22 protein-coding genes and 1 pseudogene are annotated in these 19,446 nt (G+C 40.7%); 17 read left to right on the forward strand and 6 right to left on the reverse strand.

The annotated features are described in order from the left end of the window. Positions 1 to 13: 13 nt before the first annotated feature. From VK664_RS09290 to VK664_RS09310, 5 genes and pseudogenes are all read left to right on the forward strand, one after another. Positions 14 to 682 (forward strand): annotated as a pseudogene (locus tag VK664_RS09290) (RagB/SusD family nutrient uptake outer membrane protein); the annotation flags it as partial. A 15-nt stretch (positions 683 to 697) separates the two neighbouring features. Next, complete coding sequence (locus tag VK664_RS09295; protein WP_461398417.1) at positions 698 to 1,546, forward strand: RagB/SusD family nutrient uptake outer membrane protein; 849 nt, start codon at positions 698 to 700, stop codon at positions 1,544 to 1,546. 65 nt (positions 1,547 to 1,611) lie between these two features. Further along, complete coding sequence (locus VK664_RS09300) at positions 1,612 to 2,241, forward strand: ATP-binding protein (RefSeq protein ID WP_461398369.1); 630 nt, start codon at positions 1,612 to 1,614, stop codon at positions 2,239 to 2,241. A gap of 15 nt (positions 2,242 to 2,256) precedes the next feature. Further along, a complete protein-coding gene (locus VK664_RS09305; protein WP_461398370.1) occupies positions 2,257 to 3,903 on the forward strand; it encodes an alpha-L-fucosidase in 1,647 nt (548 codons plus the stop codon). A gap of 93 nt (positions 3,904 to 3,996) precedes the next feature. After that, positions 3,997 to 4,590 carry a TlpA family protein disulfide reductase gene (locus tag VK664_RS09310; RefSeq protein WP_461398371.1) on the forward strand — a complete coding sequence of 198 codons (594 nt, stop codon included), beginning with the start codon at positions 3,997 to 3,999 and terminating at the stop codon, positions 4,588 to 4,590. 22 nt (positions 4,591 to 4,612) lie between these two features. Here VK664_RS09310 and VK664_RS09315 read toward each other — a convergent pair whose 3' ends face one another. Further along, the gene (locus VK664_RS09315) at positions 4,613 to 4,999 is read right to left on the reverse strand and encodes a hypothetical protein (protein WP_461398372.1); all 387 of its coding nucleotides are present in this window, start codon (positions 4,997 to 4,999) and stop codon (positions 4,613 to 4,615) included. Between the two features lie 98 nt (positions 5,000 to 5,097). Between VK664_RS09315 and VK664_RS09320 the strand changes: the two genes are divergently transcribed. Continuing rightward, entirely contained in the window at positions 5,098 to 5,604 is a 507-nt protein-coding gene (locus VK664_RS09320) for a DUF1579 domain-containing protein (protein ID WP_461398373.1), read from the forward strand. 17 nt (positions 5,605 to 5,621) lie between these two features. On the opposite strand, the gene VK664_RS09325 is transcribed toward VK664_RS09320, so the two are convergent. After that, positions 5,622 to 6,662, reverse strand: coding sequence for a ScyD/ScyE family protein (locus VK664_RS09325; protein ID WP_461398374.1), 1,041 nt, complete (start codon positions 6,660 to 6,662; stop codon positions 5,622 to 5,624). 310 nt (positions 6,663 to 6,972) lie between these two features. Continuing rightward, positions 6,973 to 7,146, reverse strand: a complete 174-nt coding sequence (locus VK664_RS09330; RefSeq protein ID WP_461398375.1) for a hypothetical protein — start codon at positions 7,144 to 7,146, stop codon at positions 6,973 to 6,975. Positions 7,147 to 7,378: 232 nt separating this feature from the next. Here VK664_RS09330 and VK664_RS09335 point away from each other — a divergent pair, with 232 nt between their 5' ends. The 8 genes from VK664_RS09335 to VK664_RS09370 all read left to right on the forward strand — a co-directional run bounded on the left by VK664_RS09335 (position 7,379) and on the right by VK664_RS09370 (position 14,902). Next, positions 7,379 to 8,062, forward strand: coding sequence for a dioxygenase family protein (locus VK664_RS09335; protein WP_461398376.1), 684 nt, complete (start codon positions 7,379 to 7,381; stop codon positions 8,060 to 8,062). 239 nt (positions 8,063 to 8,301) lie between these two features. After that, positions 8,302 to 8,787: an RNA polymerase sigma factor gene (locus VK664_RS09340; protein WP_461398377.1), complete on the forward strand. Its 486-nt coding sequence runs from the start codon at positions 8,302 to 8,304 to the stop codon at positions 8,785 to 8,787. Between the two features lies 1 nt (position 8,788). After that, positions 8,789 to 9,424 (forward strand): hypothetical protein, encoded by a 636-nt coding sequence (locus VK664_RS09345; RefSeq protein WP_461398378.1) that lies wholly within the window; start codon positions 8,789 to 8,791, stop codon positions 9,422 to 9,424. Between the two features lie 140 nt (positions 9,425 to 9,564). Beyond that, the gene (locus VK664_RS09350; RefSeq protein WP_461398379.1) at positions 9,565 to 10,212 is read left to right on the forward strand and encodes a DNA-3-methyladenine glycosylase family protein; all 648 of its coding nucleotides are present in this window, start codon (positions 9,565 to 9,567) and stop codon (positions 10,210 to 10,212) included. Positions 10,213 to 10,440: 228 nt separating this feature from the next. Then, positions 10,441 to 11,022 carry a hypothetical protein gene (locus VK664_RS09355; RefSeq protein WP_461398380.1) on the forward strand — a complete coding sequence of 194 codons (582 nt, stop codon included), beginning with the start codon at positions 10,441 to 10,443 and terminating at the stop codon, positions 11,020 to 11,022. Beyond that, positions 11,007 to 11,660, forward strand: coding sequence for a hypothetical protein (locus tag VK664_RS09360; protein WP_461398381.1), 654 nt, complete (start codon positions 11,007 to 11,009; stop codon positions 11,658 to 11,660). Before VK664_RS09355 ends, VK664_RS09360 begins: the two co-directional genes overlap by 16 nt. A 173-nt stretch (positions 11,661 to 11,833) precedes the next feature. Then, entirely contained in the window at positions 11,834 to 13,444 is a 1,611-nt protein-coding gene (locus VK664_RS09365) for a hypothetical protein (protein ID WP_461398382.1), read from the forward strand. Positions 13,445 to 13,474: 30 nt separating this feature from the next. Then, entirely contained in the window at positions 13,475 to 14,902 is a 1,428-nt protein-coding gene (locus tag VK664_RS09370; protein WP_461398383.1) for a T9SS type A sorting domain-containing protein, read from the forward strand. 145 nt (positions 14,903 to 15,047) lie between these two features. Here the strand turns inward: VK664_RS09370 and VK664_RS09375 are convergent, their stop codons facing one another. Together VK664_RS09375 and VK664_RS09380 are read right to left on the reverse strand one after the other, a co-directional pair. Continuing rightward, positions 15,048 to 15,488 (reverse strand): response regulator, encoded by a 441-nt coding sequence (locus tag VK664_RS09375; protein WP_461398384.1) that lies wholly within the window; start codon positions 15,486 to 15,488, stop codon positions 15,048 to 15,050. A 132-nt stretch (positions 15,489 to 15,620) separates the two neighbouring features. Next, entirely contained in the window at positions 15,621 to 16,439 is an 819-nt protein-coding gene (locus tag VK664_RS09380) for an SGNH/GDSL hydrolase family protein (RefSeq protein ID WP_461398385.1), read from the reverse strand. An 84-nt stretch (positions 16,440 to 16,523) separates the two neighbouring features. On the opposite strand from VK664_RS09380, the gene VK664_RS09385 reads away from it, so the two are divergent. Further along, positions 16,524 to 17,009 carry a response regulator transcription factor gene (locus VK664_RS09385; RefSeq protein ID WP_461398386.1) on the forward strand — a complete coding sequence of 162 codons (486 nt, stop codon included), beginning with the start codon at positions 16,524 to 16,526 and terminating at the stop codon, positions 17,007 to 17,009. 151 nt (positions 17,010 to 17,160) lie between these two features. After that, a complete protein-coding gene (locus VK664_RS09390) occupies positions 17,161 to 17,721 on the forward strand; it encodes a DUF4199 domain-containing protein (protein ID WP_461398387.1) in 561 nt (186 codons plus the stop codon). On the opposite strand, the gene VK664_RS09395 is transcribed toward VK664_RS09390, so the two are convergent. Further along, on the reverse strand, positions 17,718 to 18,521 hold the full coding sequence (locus tag VK664_RS09395) for a phosphatase PAP2 family protein (RefSeq protein ID WP_461398388.1): 804 nt from the start codon (positions 18,519 to 18,521) through the stop codon (positions 17,718 to 17,720). The two genes, VK664_RS09390 and VK664_RS09395, sit on opposite strands and share 4 nt — an antisense overlap. 200 nt (positions 18,522 to 18,721) lie before the next feature. Here VK664_RS09395 and VK664_RS09400 point away from each other — a divergent pair, with 200 nt between their 5' ends. Further along, positions 18,722 to 19,444, forward strand: coding sequence for a hypothetical protein (locus tag VK664_RS09400; RefSeq protein ID WP_461398389.1), 723 nt, complete (start codon positions 18,722 to 18,724; stop codon positions 19,442 to 19,444). Positions 19,445 to 19,446: the final 2 nt, after the last annotated feature.

Raw genomic sequence — 19,446 nt, forward strand, 5'->3', positions numbered from 1 at the left:
TAAAAAAGAACAGATGAAATCAAAAATATTTTTCGTTGCAATAGCAACATTTACGCTCGGAGTTTCCTGTAGCAAATCATTTCTTGAGCAGGATCCACCGAATTCGATATCAATAGATAAAAATTTTCAGACTGAAAATGACATCAGCCTCGCAGTAAGTGGTGTTTACCAGGCATTGCGAACCGGAAACGCTGTAGGCGAGGGTTCGGGCACTTGGACGGACGACCGTTCAGATGATGTAAATTCAACAGATAATCAATCCAACAATGGTGAACCATTTCAGTTTACTGCGTTTGCGTTATCACCAAGTAACACCTATCTGTATAGCCATTGGGTAGCATTGTATAATCCTATATCAAGGGCTAACCTTGTTCTTTCGCAGATTGATAAAATTGCATTTTCGAACGAAGCAACCAAAAATCAGTATATCGCTGAGCTTAAGTTCATCAGGGCTTTTATGTATTTCAACCTGGTAAAAGAATTTGGTGAGGTTCCAGTGGTTACAGAAAGGCTGAACAACCCTGACGAAGCAAAAGCAATCACCAGGCGTGAATCAAGGGAAACCGTTTATCAGCAGATAATAGCAGATCTGAAAGATGTAATCACTAGTTCATTGCCTGTTATTCAACCTGCTGCCGGCAAGGGCCGCGTATCCATGCAGGCAGCAAACGGACTCCTGGGTAAAGTATATCTCACGATGGCGGCGTCAGGTGTTGATGTTTCAAATTCGAATGCAAATCTGAACAACGCAAAAACATATCTCCTCGCATGCTACAATCAACGCACATTTGCAAACCTGGCTGATATACCATTTGCTGATGTATTTGACGTGTCAAAAAAATCAACAAATGCAGAAATCATATGGCAGATTTCAAATAAACAGGGAGATCCAACATATTCATCAGCAATAGCCCGTAATAACCAGGCGCGTGGCGAAACAATTAACTCGTTGGTTGTGTCAACAGGCGTAGGCGGAACGCTTTCAGCGGATCTGAGAAAAGAATTCGAAACCGGTGATAAACGTACTGAATATTCCATTAAATATGCAGCACATCCATCTGTTCAGGATTATTTCATTACAAAATTCCGCGATGTAAGTGCTACTGCCGGAACTCTGGGTTATGGTGGAAACGATTGGATATTGTTAAGATATGCCGATATTATTCTTTGCCTGGCCGAAGCGCATATGCGTTTGAATGAAAATGCTATGGCAATCACATACCTTGATATGGTGAGAACCAGGGCAGGTATGCCAGGCTACATTGCAATGATGAACATCCCGGCTTATGCTTCTAGGTATCCTACGCTAAAACTGGCTATCCTTCATGAAAGGCGCGTGGAACTGGCCTTTGAACACCACAGATGGCATGACCTCGTCAGATTTTTTAATCCTTCAGAACTGGTGGCTTACTTCAAACAAAAGAGCCAGTCTGACTACAATAATTCACCCCTTAGTAATATCAGCGAGAAAGATTATTATTTCCCTATTCCCCTGAATGAAACCAGGCTCGATCCTGAACAAATGTTTCAGAATCCCGGTTACTAACACACCTGGCTCCGGATCGACTGGTCCGGAGCTTTTTTCCTTCCTGCTTTCCCTTATTTGACCGCATGCTAAAATCTCATAGCTTTGAGATTGCTATGCAAAAACTCTATAATACTCCGGCAGAACTGCAAACTGCCCTTGCTTCGGCTATCCACGGAAACAAAGACTTACCAAAACATGATCTTGTTTATGATGATGTGCTGATAGATCAGGATATGATAAGCTCAATTCAGGATCTGAATATTTTGGTAACGCAATCACATGTTCGTGACAGGGGCAATCAGCCCCCTCCCTCAAAAGGAATAATTGCTTTGTTCGACGGCAGTTCATCTTCTTCTAAAATCCTCATTGCAAATTTACTCGCCACACAGGCAGGTGTTGAAACGACGATGGTTGATCTCTCAAAGGTCGTTTCAAAATATATTGGTGAAACTGAAAAAAATCTTACAAAGATTTTTGATGAGGCCGACAAAAGTGGCAACATACTTTTTTTTGATGAAGCGGATGCCCTGTTTGGTAAAAGAAGCAACGTTAAAGATTCCCATGACAGGTATGCAAACATTGAATTGGCATATTTCACCACACTTGCTGAGAACAGGAGCGGACTTACCATAGTGTCAGTAAAAAGTAAAACTAATCTCGATGAAGCTTTTTTACGAAGGCTGCGTACGACCATTTCTTTTCCAAAGAAATAACCCAATTCAATACTTATGAACAGAAGAAAACTTGTCAAATCCCTTGCAGGTGCAATTGCATCTTTATCTGTTTCAAACAAAATATCAGCAGCGGCAATAAATAAAATAGCAACCGGGATGACTCCGATGGAATTTCAGCCAACCTGGGAATCCCTGAAACAATATTCAGTTCCTGAATGGTACCGCGATGCAAAGTTTGGCATCTGGGCACACTGGGGTCCTCAATGTCAACCGGAAAGCGGTGATTGGTATGCCAGGGAGATGTATATGGAAGGAACGGATAAATACAAGATCCACCTTCAGAAATATGGACATCCATCTCAATTTGGTTTCAAAGATGTAATACATCAATGGAAGGCCGACAAATGGAAACCTGATGAATTGCTTTCATTTTATAAGTCAGCCGGCGCAAAGTATTTTGTAGCCTTAGCCAATCATCATGACAATCTTGATTTATATAACAGCACGCATCAACCCTGGAACTCGGTACGTGTCGGACCCAAAAAAGATATAATCGGAGCATGGGCCAACTCTGCCCGCAAAAATGGTTTGTATTTTGGCACCAGCGTACATGCTTCTCATGCCTGGAGCTGGTATGAAACTTCAAGACGTTCCGATAAGACCGGGCCAAAGGCCGGAACCCCTTATGACGGTTCGTTGACAACAAAAGACGGTAAAGGCAAATGGTGGGATGGACTTGATCCACAGGAATTGTATGCACAAAGTCATCCACTCAGCGAAAACAGTTTTGATAATTCAACGATTCATAAACAGTGGAACTGGGGCGACGGTGTATCACCTCCATCAGAAGTTTATATTGACAAATTTTATAAACGTACCATCGAACTCATCGACAAATATGAACCCGACCTGCTTTACTTTGATGATACGGCTTTGCCTTTATGGCCGGTAAGCGATGCCGGCCTGAAGATCGCAGCGCATATGTATAATAAAAGTATATTTCGAAAAGGTTCAGTACAGGCAGTCATCAATGGCAAAGTGCTTGATGAAGAACAACGGAAATGCCTGGTTTGGGATATTGAAAGAGGGCAAAGCAACAGTATCGAGCCCTTACCATGGCAAACCGATACCTGTATCGGCAACTGGCATTATGATGACCGTGTGTTTGTAAATCATAAATACAAATCCGCTCAAACAGTCATCCATACATTGATTGATGTTGTGAGTAAAAATGGAAATTTGTTATTGAGTGTTCCGGTCCGGGGTGATGGCACTATAGATGCTGACGAAAGAACTATTGTTCAGGAAATAGGCAAATGGATGCGTATATATAGTGAGTGTATTTACAGTACAAGACCATGGAAAGTGTTCGGCGAAGGGCCTGCCATGGCTTCGGCTGTTGCTATAAATGCACAGGGATTTAATGAAGGCAAAGGAAAACCTTTCACCCGGGAAGATATAAGGTTCACAAAAAAGGGAAAATTTTTATATGCTATTCCATTGGGTGCACCGCTTGAAAATAAACTGGTGATTAAATCACTTGCAGAAAATGCCACCCATTATCCCGGAAAAATTGAGCGTGTTGTATTAGTTGGAAACAATCTTAATCTTGAATTCAGAAATTCGCCCGATGGATTGGAAATAATCGTTCCTGAATCTGTGAAAAAGGAGTATGCTTATGCTGTTAAAATTACTATCTAGAAGTTCTATCTGCCGTTGCGATTGTATTAATCCGGGCAAGCCGGAATCAATCCCTGGTATCATCATATTAGTTTAATAAATTGAAGTAAGATTATGAATCCAGGATCAGTTTGGTTAAAAAAACATGGTGGCAAAGTATTAAACATCTCTTTGATCACCTTTATATTACTGCTCATCTTTGTGCCTGATGCAAAGTCATGGATGATGCGACAATTGATCCATACGGGCTTGTTTAATGCACAGGTAGATAAACATCCGGCATTGTCTGCATCAACTATCGGCGAACTTGGACTTACATTCGTTGATACCGCAGGTAATAGTTTGTCATCAGCATCGTTGAAAGGGAAAATTGTATTTATCAACTTCTGGGCAACCTGGTGTCCTCCTTGCCGGGCGGAGATGCCTTCCCTTAGCAAGCTCTACCAGGAATTTGAAAATGATAAAGATATTATCTTCCTTTTTGTAAGTGAAGATGAAGACCTTACCAAAGCCATTGAGTATTTGCAGGCTCATCAGTATCAGCTTCCTTTATATAGTGCATCCGGCGGTGCACCGGATAGTTTTTATTCCGGCACATTGCCCACCACCCTGGTATTCGATAAAGTTGGGAAACTGTTCCATAAACATGAAGGGATGGCCAACTATAATACCAGTAAGTTTATTTCCTCTTTACGGGCACTAAAATAAGAGTGCCTCGTTCAGCGGTTTTTTATTGCTGTTTAAGTTCAGCCAATTTACCACCAGTCGGCGCATCGCCATCACCATCTTTATCGTCATCATCATCTTCCTCATCTTCATCATCCTCTTCTTCCAGCTGGTTGTACTGATAAGATAATGTTTCATCAAACATTTGGTAATCGAACCCGGCTTTTCCCTCCGCTGCGGCATAAACGAAAGCAAAGTTCAGATCATACAGGTCATCTTCAGTTAACCATTCTTCATCTGTAGCGAGCACAATCCATTTATACAAGGAAAGGTTCTCATCATCGGTCTCAATTTTCTCAGTGAGACTTTTCTTTTCTATTACAAACCTGTTTCGGCCACTACCTTTCCACTCAATGGCGGAACCGTTAACTTCCCAGTTTCCTATTTTCATATTTTTGCTTTAGATTTTTTTAGCACCAAGAACATGCCATTGAAGATATTGTTTACATTTATAAATCATATAAAAATTCATGTATATAAAATCTCGTTATGGGAAAATTTGACGATTCATTGAAAGATGGACAACACAAATTATTATCTGGGATTTCAGGACAGTGGCAGGGAACTGCCAGGACCTGGTTTGAAGGGGATGATCCCGTAGATGAGTCACCTATTGCGGGAACTATCCGTTCAATTCTTGAGGGCCGGTTCGCTTTGCATGAGTATGCCAGCACCTTCCAGGGTAAACCATTGTCTGGTATGGCTATCTATGGGTATGACCTCCGGCATAACCAGTGGCAATCTGTTCTAATAGACAGCTTTCATATGAGCACCGGTATCATGTTTTTACAGGGTAATTCGACCAATGAAATCGCATTTACCGGCACATATGCCAGCCTTGAACCTGAGCCACAGCATTGGGGCTGGAGAATAGAATTAAAACAGGACGACCCTGATCATCTTCAGATCACTTCTTACAACATAACCCCGGCAGGAGAGTCTGCCAGGGCTGTTGAAATTGATTATAAACGTTTAAAAGTTGAACCGGCAAATTAATACCCGGCTTGAAACCACTAATCGTAAGTGACCTTTAAAAGGCTGCCATCACCAGTGCTGGTTACATACCAGGTATGATCATTCACTTGTTTAAGGCCAGCAGGTGTATTTAATCCCCCGGTAAGCTCTTTCATCGAATTTCCATTTGTCCAAACGAGCCGGCCTGAGTTTGGAACAAAGCCCATCTGGCCAAACTGACCATGTTCCATCACGAGTTTTCCTTTTCTGCCACCTTCAACTATATCAACCAGTGTTGTAAAGCCCGGCTGATATACAGACAGGGCCCCGCCTGTACTTAGTTTGTAGATTGTAGCCTTGCCCTGCGGAAAAGGAAAGCCCGTTAGAGTTGTAACAAGCAGATTCTGCCCGTCATAATACAGTGATGTTGGCACCTGGTGAATCTGTGGGGGTCCTACCGGTGTAGGGTTAGCTATAGGCGCAAATTCTGTAACTATGCTCAGTACTCCATTACTGGCGCGACGTAGCACCGCGTTTGAGGCCGCGTCCGTAAGATATATATTTCCGCCATCTCCTGCTACGATGCCATATGCATGTGTTTCATAAATCTTGTATTTAAAGTCGTAATCGAGCACAAAAGCACCAATATTCTCATAAGACAATGTGGAGGCATCTTTTGGTGCGTCGCCGGTTTGATAAGATGATGGGTTGACTTTATAAAGTTTACTATGACTACCTACGATGTATAACACCCCATTTGAAATAAGCAAATGTCCGGGGCCCTCGATTTCACCGTTATCAATTTTATAAGAATCAAATCCGGTATATACCGGGTATTTTTTGCCATCCTTTGTAACGACGGATACTTTGCCATCGTTTTTCCCGGTACCCATTTCTGCGACCCAGATCCTTCCATATTGATCGGCCTCTACGCCAATTGGAATGGCAAAACCGTCTGCAATAGTCGTGATTTTTAACTCAGGTTCAAGGTAGTCTTTGATTTTATGACAACTACCGGCAACCAGCAGTATCACTAACAGGCAAAGAGCAGGAAAAAATGGCTTAGAAAATTTGTTTGAAGTGACTGATAGGTGTTTCATGTTTTGTGTGAGTTTAGTGATGATTCAATCAAACAATAATCGGAATTTCACAGGCTTATATGTATAACCGGTTCACAGACCTCGGATGCGCCGCCGCCGTGATAAAAGGAATCCACTAATCAATTGGTGAGTTTGTTTTCGCGTATGTATAAGGGTTAGGACCGAAGGAGGGACCTTTTAGTTCAGGCCAATCAGCCGTATTTATCCGGGAATCCAGGTGCGGAAGTTTTTATCAATAGCTGATACCGGTAAGCCGATTTGCATAAATCAACATAATTTTTGTTTTAGCAAAATGTTGATAGATAACAAATCAGGTTTGACGAAGGCTCAACTTTATTGTGGTAGCCGTATTAGTATTTTTGAAAAGCAATGTGGTGATAGCCGGTAAGCAAAGTAAAATCAAAAGCGCTGACCCGGCCAATCCGCTTAATGCAACAGCACCCGGTAGCAGGAACTTCAATAAGATCAGTTTACTGCTTTGCATATGAGGGGTTATTCGGGTCCATCCCATGGACATACTAAATTTAACAAGTTTTTTTATAAAAACCTCAGAAGTTTTTTTTAGCAATTTTCAGCGGGTAGTTGGTGAGAAATAGAGGGTTATTGGCAGTTTAACACGAAAAGGTGATGAACGGATTATGTAGGATTTTGCACGTTTCATCAAATAGATTTTTCGGCTTTTGATCTTCCACCGACTTTGAGGTAAATACTTTTTTATGAGAAGTAATTACCTGATTAACCCCCTGGTTATATTAATCCTGATTATCTCAGTCTTAACTATTGTTAATTCCTGCCAGGCTCAAAGTCAAAAAAAAACTGAAGATAAAAAAGCAACATCCAAAAGGATTGTGGGTGGCCGCTGCGATGGTTGTGAAGTGATGTGGGCTGGAGTACCCACCCGGATAGATTCTAAAGATACCAGCGCCGGATGGAATGAACCTGGCCAGAAATTAATCATCTCCGGGAAGATATTCAGGAAAGATGGCCGCACCCCGGCACCAAACACGATTGTGTATTATTATCATACGGATAACGAGGGATATTATTCGCCTGCAGCGGGACTGCCTGCTGAAGCCAAACGTCATGGACATTTAAGGGGCTGGGTTAAATCTGATAACGAAGGGAATTATGCGATCTATACCATCCGCCCGGTTCCATATCCAAAGGAAAATATTCCAGCTCATGTACACTTACTGGTTAAGGAACCAAATATTGATAATGAGTATTTTATTGACGAGTTGGTTTTTGACGATGATAAATTTCTGACTGCTTCAATCAGGGCGGGGCACGAAAACCGTGGTGGAAGCGGTATTCTTAAAGTGAATGCCAGTAATCCTGTCCAAACCGCTTCACACAATATTATACTGGGGCTTAATATTCCCGATTATCCTGAGAAGTAACTATTCTCACTGACATTGTACTATCCCCGGGGTTATACTCAGCGTCTGAGTATGGCCAGGTTTACCTCTTTTATTTCCCTGGTATATAATTCTCATAACTTTTATTGAATAACACTTATGCTTTAGTAATATATAGCCCGTTGTTTGGATAGCCGATATATTTGAGGGAACAAATTATTTATTGGCATTTGTAAGAAAGCTTCCCTGGATGCGACTAATAATTAAATCGATCATCGCTGATGGAAAAAGAGTTTATCAATCTTATAAATGATCACCGGGCCCTTATATTCAAGGTTTGTAATGTTTACTGCCATGAAACTGAAACCAGGCGGGATTTGTTCCAGGAAGTGGTGTTACAACTCTGGAGATCTTTCCCGGGTTTTAAAAGAGAGTCCTCCAACAGTACCTGGATCTACAAGGTTGCACTGAATACAGCTATTTCAAATTTCAGAAAGGAAACAAAAAGAGTAGGTAAGTCGTCAATTACCGCCCTCGAATTTGAGATCCCTGATATGTCTTTTGACCCAGACAGCTTAGATAATAACCACTCCCTTCAACAAGCAATTGACAAACTTAATGACCTGGAAAAAGCGGTCGTGATGTTATACCTGGATGAGAATTCTTATGAAGAAATGAGCGAAATTTTGGGTCTTTCTATCAGCAATATCGGGGTCAGGATAAACCGTATAAAAAAGAAATTGACAAAAATCCTTAAAACTTATTGACATGAATGTGGAACAACTGAAAATGGAATGGGCCAGGTACAATGAAAAACTGTCTTTGTCCCAACAATTAAGTGATCAGCTGATAATGAGCATCCTTAAAGAAAGATCACGCTCGCGGATCTCGGCGATCAGGCGCAGTAACTTTTTATACCTTTTACTTATGTGTTTAGTATTGACATTATTAATTGCGATCCTGGCCGGAAATCCATTTGACTTTAATTATAGCTGGCAGTTTATACCTTATGGTGTGCTCCTGCTTGGAGTTGCAATAACGATAATAACACTTGTACAATCTTTACAAAGCTTGCCTGCGGATTTGAATAAATTGGATCTGTCATCATTTTTGAAACAAACTGTTTCTGCTTATGACACGAAAAGTAGAGTAGAATCCTGGTTTGGCATTATCATGTTTACAGGTGGCGTGTTGACAGTTTTTTCTTTCTTACCTAAGAAACTTGAGAACAAGAGTGTTTCGGAAGCTTTCTTAGAAACCGGTCTGATTGTTATGATCACAATTGTTATTTACTTTATTGCATTTAAAGCAGGAGCTTTTAAGAATCACAACAAGGCGGCATTTGAAAATGATCTGAAGGAACTAAATAATCTCAAAGAGCTCTCTGCAGAATTTAAACAGTGAACGCAGAATATTACCATCAGGCCGTGGCTTTTTTTCATCTCTTAATAAAAGTACACGGCCAGGTGAAGGAGATATAAATTGCCTGGGTTTTAGTTAAGATGGTTAATTTCATGGTATGAAAGGAAAATCTAAAATCATCAATGCCGACGAATTTCAGTACCCGGAACTTTCATGATATCTGCGATAAACTTGGCTCGATAGACCCGGATCTTGCAGTTATTTTAGCAAGCTATGGTTATCCTCCACTCTGGAGCAGGCCGAATAATTTTGAGACCCTTGTGCACTTCATCCTGGAACAACAGGTGTCGCTCGCCTCTGCATTATCCGCACTTCAAAAACTAAAACAACATGTAGCAGATTTTACACCGGAAAATATAATTGCAATGACAGACCTGGAAATGCGGGCTTGTTATTGCAGCAGGCAGAAACAAGTTTATATAAAAAATGTTGCATCTGCGATTATCAGCGGGGGGCTGGACCTGGCAACTTTCGATGCCATGGAAGATGAAGATATCAGGCTGCAGTTGACAAAGTTAAAAGGTGTTGGAAACTGGACCGCAGATGTGTACCTCATGTTTGTGCTTCAAAGGGCTGATATATTTCCTTCCGGTGATTTAGCAGCAGTAAATGCCCTTAAATCATTAAAGTTATTACCAGCAGATGCAGACAGGAATATGATTCTTGCAATCAGCGGGCGGTGGAAACCTTATAGGACAATTGCCACTATGATGCTCTGGCATTTATATTTAAGTAAAAGCGCGAAAGCAACGCGACTACCTGGCACCTGAAGACATCATGCGATCTTCAGGCTGGTGCCATTGCAGCTATAATAATTTCTTCCTGAACTTTGTTGTTTAGTTGTAGATATTTCCACTTAGTATGGGAAGAAAGCATAGTTGGGTTATAATACATCGAAGCTGTATTCGTTTGTTAAGGTTATTGCCCTGGTCCTCTTTTTTGTACCGATTGGATTTGAAAATACCAGGTCATCTAAACCAGTTATCCGGATTTCCCAAATGTTACTTAAACAAATCACCATATATCTGACTGTTGATGAAGATACTATTGATTCATATTTCAACATACACGATCCGTCACCTTTGTATAAGCGGCAGCTAAACCAGGAATTTGAGCAATATATCATGTCCTCGATTGTAGCGATCAAGAGATATTCATTAATACGGTATAAACTTGTTTGTAAAAATGAATCCGATAAAAAATATGTCGAGCCTTTAATACATGCAGTCCGCCGGCATTTCTCTATTCAGAAATCAATAAAGGAATCTCAGTTTACCAAGTTCAAAAAAAGCTCTTATAAATTACTTGGCTTCAGTTTATCGATGGTGGTGATTTGCCATCTGATTCTTGCTGCATTTACAATATCAAATGAAACAATGCATTCAATATTTGAGAATGCTATGGAAGTATTTAGCTGGGTTATCCTCTGGCGGCCAATAAACGAGTTGGTATTCGGATGGAATCCTTACCTGAAAGATATATCTATATTTGACCGTTTGATAAACGCAGATGTTCTTACAAGTGAAATGTATGCTGTTGAGCTTAAAAAGCCGGAGCAACAAATATGCGTCGCCTCCTGACTGCTATATTTTTTCAAATTCTTTGCTTTGCGGCTTATTCGCAACATGAATTAGGGATTGAGCAATATTCTTACCTGGGTATAGGGCAATTGAACACTTTAATGCCTGTAGCACATTTCAAAACCAATTCAAACTGGTATGCTGAAGCGCGTTATAATTACGACGAATTAAATACCTTTTCTTTATATGCAGGCCGGACTTTTTCAGGTGAACGAAACCTTACATATTCGATAACGCCGATGATTGGTGGTATGGCTGGTAAAAGCCGTGGCGGATCTCTCGCATTAAATACAGAATTCGATTTCAGGGGGTTTAATTTTTCATCACAATCACAGTATAGCGTAAACGCCGATAGCCGAATGAATAACTATTTTTTCAGTTGGTCGGAATTGTCTTATCAACCGCTTGACTGGCTATATGCAGGTATTAGTTTGCAGAATACACAGGTTTACAGAACAGCTACTTTAACAGAACCTGGGCTATTGGTTGGTTTATCTTATAAACAATGGAACTTTCCGGTATATAGTTTTAATCCTTTCGCAAATGAAAGATACTTTGTAGTAGGTCTTAACTGGGAACTTAGTTACAACCGCGCTAACAAAAAGAAACCTGCACCTGTGATCGTGCAAAATCCCTAGTCGTTTCTTGTTTCAATTCTCAACCTGTTATCTTCTCACTGCCAACCGCTCTCTATGTATCCACTTAGCTTTTACTAGGTAATGGATTTATAATTCAGGATCAGATTATTTATGGTCCAATTAAAAGTCATTGTGAACGTTATTAAAATTCCATTAATAATAACAACCTGACTATGAAAATCCAATTTCTTTCTTTATGTCTGCTCTTCTGCAGTTTTCAATCTTTTGCTCAGGTAGGTGTCGGGACAACTACACCAAACTCAACACTTGATGTTAGAGGATCATTATCAACCGGATACAGAACATTTACTGCAAATACAGCTGCTTTAATTACTGACAATGTTCTTGTTTTTACGGGTACCACGGCAGCTACACTTACATTACCAACCGCAGCTTCCATTGCAGGCAGAAGTTACCAGGTAAAAAATTCCAGCATTACCGGCCCGACTCCAACAGTTACCATCGCTACAACAGCCAGTGAAACGATTGATGGTTTAACAAACTGGTCACTCACGGGTTTATACCAGACTGTTACTGTGGTAAGTAACGGCACTAACTGGAGCATTGTAAGTTTTCTTCCGACCAGTTCAAGTATAAGCTGGAGCCAGACAGGTAACAGCAATATCAATGCGGCCACAAATTTCCTCGGCACAACAGATGATAAACAGATGATTTTTAAATCAAATAATCAATCTTATCTCGAGTTCGGACGGAGGCAGACGCTTGGTCTCACACAGGCATATACTGATTATGACGACAATAACGAGAAGGTGACTTATATCCGCTCTGCGCTCCAGTTTGAAGCTACCGCCGCTAACTTTTATAAGCCCAAGATGTATACAGATGTAAACGGGAACTTCCGTGTGAAGGGAAGCTCTGCCGGTACTGACTTTTTTGAATTTGGATCAACCGGTGCCAGTAACAATGGCGGTTTTGAATTCATTATTGGTGATGATGGAGATGAGCCAATAGTTTTTAAAAGCTTTCATCATGTTAATGGCATGTCAGAAATTATGAGATTGCAGAGCGGAAGAATGGCAGTTGGATCCAATGCTTTCAACGTTTCGAATCCCGAAAAATTACTTATTGATGCCGGCACTACCACTTCTTATAACCTGATGACAGGTAAAGGCAGCATTGATAATTATCTGCAGATTAATGTTCAGAACAGGTCCGCCGGTTTAGCAGCCAGTTCAGATCTTGTAGCTACTGCTGATAATGGAACCGAGACAACAAATTACATCGATATGGGAGTCAATTCGAGTGGCTACAATAGTACCGGTGTCACTGGAAATATACCAGTTCTTAATGGAGTAAATAACACTTACCTCTATGGCGCCGGTAACGATATGACACTCGGCAATCTTGGTAACAATAAACCACTAATATTTTTTACCACTCCGGGAGCCAGTCAACCTGCAGCAGCAGAGAGAATGAGAATTACGGGAGCAGGTAATGTTGGAATAGGTAATGCAACGCCAAACTCAACTTTGTCAGTAAACGGATCTTTGTCGGTATCATACTATTCGGGCACGGGCGATTATACAATAAAAGCAACTGATTATGTCGTGATTAATACAGGTGCGGCCGTTAATTGGACCTTGCCTGTCGCCACCAGCTGCCCGGGCAGAACTTATAAATTGTTGAATCATGGTACCGGGTCTATAACGTTGTCAGAAAGTGTAAGAACCAATTCATCGACTACTTCGACAAACATAAATAGCACTGGTACAAATTTCCTAGAGGTTTTATCTGACGGGACCCAATGGAGACGTCTTAATTAAGATGGAAATTCAAGAAATATTCTAAACCCCATGAAACCATTTCAAAACATCATCCTTGCCACCATCGCCTTTGCAATTGGCAATAATCTGCAGGCACAGGTTGATCTGCAGAATACAGGAGTGCTGTATGTTTCCGGTGCTTCGGATCTGATTTATATCAATGGATCCCTGACTAATGCCGCCGGGGCTGCTCTTACAAATAATGGTAGCCTGTATGTTAATCGGAATATTACCAACGGCCAGGTAACGATGGCTGCTGGTGCAGGAACATTGTATCTTAATGGCAGCATACAGCAACAAATTAGTGGTACGCAGGTCTTCAGAACCAATAATCTCGTGACAAATAATGCTGCTGGCGTACGTCTAAACAATGATTTGAGCGTTGCTGCAGTACATACATTTTCTTCAGGTATTGTTTCAACATCAGCAACTCCCAACTACCTTATCTATGAGGCAGGATCATCTTATACCGGTGATGGCGACTCGCGGCATGTGAATGGCTGGGTCAGGAAAAGCGGTACCACCGCATTTTCATTTCCGGTAGGTAATGGTACAATTGAAAGAAAAATAGGAGCTAGCAATATCTCTTCTGCAACAGTGTTTAACACGAGATATATGGGTGCAACAACTAATACCACGAACGTGACTTCTCCGCTTTTTATAGTTGATCCGAATGAATTCTGGCAAATCAACAAATTGAGTGGTGGATCTGCCAATGTAAATATGAACTGGGATGATACCAAAGTCAATATGCCAAATTATGGCATTGCAGATATCCGGGTAGCTAACTATATTTCAGGAAACTGGACACAGGTTGGCGGGGCCGCTTCAGGAAGCACAGGTTCTACCGGTGCTATTTCATCAAATCTTATTTCTTCCTTTGGTGCCTTCACTTTTGGAAGTATAGCCTTTATCCTTCCGTTACATTTGTTGAATTTTTCTGCCGTTAAAAATAACGGCATTGTATTATTGAAATGGAATACGACAGACGAAGTAAACGTTAGCCATCATGAACCACAAAGAAGTGACGATGGTTTACTTTTTACCAGGATCGGTTCTGTAACTGCCAGGAACATCCAGGGTATAGATGCTTATGAATTTTCTGATGCAAAACCTTTAACCGGAACAACATATTACCGTTTACGTAGCGTTGATAAAGATGGCCGGTCAACTTTATCAAAGGTGATAAACGTTTCGGGTGATGCAACTATATCCGCGGAACTGGCAATTGTAAACCCGGCATTCAAATCGATTTATGGTTTTACAAACAATTTGAGTGGAACCTTCCAGTATCAACTGAATACATTGTCTGGTCAAACCGTACAACAGGGCATGGTAGATATAAACGTCTCCGGTCTTAACATCCCCCTGTCAGGATCTGTTAACAAAGGTATTTATCTGCTAAGCCTGCAAAAGCCGGGCTTCAATATGGTCCGGAAAGTAATGGTCGGAAACTAATGCCAGGAAAACTTAAGAATGTCTTTTTATAATATCTGTCCGTCCTTGTCTAATACATGAGGGCGGATTTTTTTTATCAAAGTATGTTACAAAAAAAACCCGCAAAAAATTACGGGTCCAAATTGTGAAAATGCGATGATCAGGTTTATGAAAACAGCCGCTTCAGAAATGATGGTTGAGCCCTGGGGGCTGCACCGGTACGAATAATTGATCCTTCAGCGCGGTCCATTATTGTTTTTAATTTTTCTGAATTAAGTGACGATTTAACGATATAATCAAGTGCGCCATGTTGAATAGTTGTTACGGCAATGGAGATCTCCTCCTGGCCGGAAATAAATATCACGACAATTGAAGGATCAATCTGTTTGATTTGTTTTAACACATCAAGGCCATTAAGCCCATCCATATTATAATCCAGGAAAATGATTTCCGGTTTATGGCGGGAAATATGCTCGATGCAATCGTTCCCATTGTCATACAGATGCACCTGCGTGTATCCAAGTTGTTTAAGAAACTGCTGATAGAGGTTCAGACATAAAGCATCATCGTCAACCAGGAAAATCGAGATATTTGGGTCTTTTGGCATTTTCGTTGTTTAGGATCATTATTTGTCCTATTGTTTCTTTTGTTATTTACTGGATTGCAACAGCTGGCGGCAAGTATTGATAACGTATAACTACCTCCGGATATTGCAGCAAGAACAGCTTGAATCCAGCAATTAATCCATGAGCTTTATGAGCATCCGGGCTATTACTTTATTTCCTTTATCGGAGGGATGTAAGCCATCATAGGTCATATTAATTGCTTCATGGGGATATGGATATTCGTCGGTTTCCGGGTTGAATGGAACAGAAGTAAACCCGGGATATTTAAAATTTTTATACTCTCCTGATTTTGGATCACGAAGCCTTTTGAAATTCACAATATTTTTTTGGTTGATCCCACTCTTATTGTAAAGGTCAATAACTTCCAGTTTTTCAGCCCTGCCAATGTCATTGATGGCTGCGGCAAAGGCGGCCAGGAACTGCCCGTTTTTCTCTTTATATGAGCCCCAGGCATTGTTTTTCATATTGTTGATATAAACGAAATCTGAACGTTGAAGCGGCGTAATCAGTATAATCTTTGCTTTGGGATTAAGAATACGCAATTTATTGATGATGACCCGGAACGAACCGTACAACGTTTTCGTCCCTGTATTGTTTTGATAGTCATTGATTGTGCCCACTGGTCTTCCCTGCCACCAGTCATTGGTACCGAGAAAAATGGTATATATATCTGCAGTGGGAATGTTCAGATCTTCTATCTTATCACCAATGCCGGCTGAAGTCCAACCATTGTAACCCTTGTTGATATAATTTATCGAAGGGAGTTTTTCTTTCACCAGCGTCATATAGCCCCTGGTGACCCGGTTCCCGGTTTCATCAGGATGTTCATTCAAATAAGTAATAGAATCTCCGATCGCCACCCAGGTAATTCCTTTTTTCTGAAAGGAGGTGAATAATAATAGAATGCAGGTAAATAGTACTAATTTTTTCATGACTTTAAATGTAACTAATACCAGTCAATACTGAACATAGGCAAAGCCTGTAAAACAACCATCATTAATTCTTAGATTTAGGACATGAGAGACATTGTGATAGCTTTTTCTTTGCTAATATTCTGCCTGCTCGTGTTGTTCCGTCTGGTTAATATCAACCGGCTAAAACCTGACTTCCAGTTGGAACTTTGGATAGCGGGTTTCAGTTTTCTTTTTTTGATGATAGGAATCGCAATAAGCCGGAAGATGCCGAAAAGCAAAACCACGAAAAGTGATATGACTCCCGAAGCTGAAACAACCGACCACCTGTTGTTTACTATGCCCCCGGAAAAAGCCACCGGGCATGAGGAAGAAAATACACCTTCTTTACAAAAAAGCGGTATAAGTAAAAGGGAACTTGAGATTCTCATTTTGATAAATGAGGGGCTAAGCAATCAACAGATTGCCGACAGGCTTTTCGTTTCTGCTCATACAGTAAAAAAACATGTCAGCAACCTTTTCCAAAAACTGGACGCAGAACGAAGAACAGATGCAATAAACAAGGCAAAGCAATTGAAAATAATCCAATAGAAACCTGGCTTGCAATATTCAATGGTTTTTTGGTGATGAACACTAATACTTAAGTAGTAATTCGTGCCCGGCATCACAAAATCATACTAAAGTGTAACTGAACTTTCAGGATTCTTCATCTTCTTTACAGCCTGACCAAAAAACAAAAATTATGAAAAAAGTTCTGATTCGTTATGGTTTGTCCAGTGCTGTGTTTATTGTTTTATTTTTCCTGGTTAACTGGCTGGTTTTCGGTTCTGAGGCAAATGATTATGAGGGGCAGGAAGTAATCGGATATTCAGGAATTATCCTGTCAATGTTATTTGTATTTGCCGGCATCCGCTACTACCGGGATAAAGTGAATCATGGCCGGCTCAATTTTGTCAAGGCTTTAAAAGTCGGGGCGCTTATAGCGTTATTCCCTTCGATCGGTTTTGCACTTGTTGATTTGTTATATATACTTTTCATCAACCCGGATTTCCTGGATCAGTATTACCTGGCTGAGTTAGAGAAAATGCAAAAAACGCTTTCTGCAAGCGAGTTCCAGGTAAAGGCAAAGGCCATCGAAGCTGAAAAAAATATGTTCGCAAACCCTGTTATCTCAGCACTGGTAATGTTTTTAACTGCCTTTATGGTCGGAATTATAGTGACTGTTATTTCCGGTTTGATTTTAAAACGAAACCGTAATAATATTCATGAAGTTCAGCCAGCAGGCCGGGCAGCAGGGATTTAAAATCGGCGGATGAAATTTATGCCCACAGACCCATCGCTATAAGAAGGCATAATAATGTTTTCTGATTTGCTCTTGTTAAAAAACAATTTTTTAACCTTGGGGTATAGCCAATAAGCGATTTTAGTTGATGCAATTCCAACACCAGCACCGGCCGCAACATCGCTTAACCAGTGCCTGTTATTATACATTCTTAAATATCCGGTTGTAACTGCAACAGCATAGCCGGCATAACCATACCAGGGTGAAACATGTTTGTATTCCTGGCGAAGAAACTCTGCTGATGCGAATGCATGTGCAGTATGACCTGACGGAAATGACAAATAATTTGATTCGTCGGGCCTAAGTTCGCGGGTGACCTTTTTACCACCTGAAACTGCAGCGTTTAAGATGATATCCGACATCAGGTAAATAAGCGTCCTGTCACGAAAATTATTCAAACCTTTAACACCCGCGAAATTCAATCCATATACAGCAACAGCAGGGGCGTACTGAAGATAATCGTCTACACCTAGTTTTTTATGTGGGTTTTCCAGGTAAATTTCTTCCCTGACTTTGTGATTGAGTTGACGCAGATTATGGCTCTCCAGGCTAACGATCCCATAAGTTATTAAACCAGCTGGCACGTAAAAGGACTTAAGGCTTATCTTATTTTCCTTTGCCGGCGCTGATGGCTTCAGATTGACGGTGAAATTTTTTGCAGCCAAAGCTGGCAATGCGAGCGTATCATTGAATTGAGCGCCAGCCGAATAGGTGTAAAATAAAAGTATTGAAAGCAGGCGAAACCAACGTTTCCTTAACATGCAGTTTAGTTGAAATTTGATAAAACGTATTACAAACTAGTATTAAATTCTGAAGAATTTCTGATTTCGTGGGACCGGAGAATAGCGGGTTGTAACATAATAACGTTCATACGCCGGGTTTCGTATCAAACCGAATAAATTATGCACCGCTGCTTTTCAATTTCACCGTATCTGATGTATATTCAACTCAAAACTAACAGATGGCTGAACAGGAAGTAATTAAACATACTAAAAAAATATATAATATCTGGGGCGATAAAAAGCACAACATTTGGGCGAAGGTCAAAGAATTTTTACTGGAGATCATAATCATAGTATTCGCTGTCAGTCTCTCCATCTGGTTCCATGAAAGAAGTGAACATGCCCATCAGCAAAAAGAAGTAGAAGTATTTCTGACCGGCCTGCGGGAGGACCTCAGAAAGGATATAAGGGAAATGCAGGCAGATAAAGAATCGTATCAAAACAGCCAGGCAAGTTTCAATTATCTGAAAAGCCTGAAATTAGATCAACAAATAAACAAGGACAGCCTGGATAAGTATGATGATTATTTATTTAATGCCACTGGTTTAACACCAAACGATGGCCGCTTTGAGGGATTTAAATCTTCAGGCCGATTAGGAAATATTGAAAATGAGGTTCTGCAAAACGAAATAGTGGACATGTATGTGGAGAGTATACCTACTTTAATAAGAAGCACTGATTATTATACTTCACAAAAAGCAAAGTTCCTGGACCTGTACAATGATAACATGGCCAGATTGACCGACTCAACAACAAATATTGACAAAGTGTTGACATCGCCCGCGATCTACAATCGCGCGGGTGTGTTAACCAATATCACTGAAATCTTAGAGCGATACAATATTTGCATTGACAAATCTCAAAAAATTATTTCAATGATAGATCACGAGTTTCGTAATTGATG

The sequence above is a fragment of the Flavitalea sp. genome (genome assembly GCF_035489435.1).
Taxonomy (GTDB): domain Bacteria; phylum Bacteroidota; class Bacteroidia; order Chitinophagales; family Chitinophagaceae; genus DATHKG01.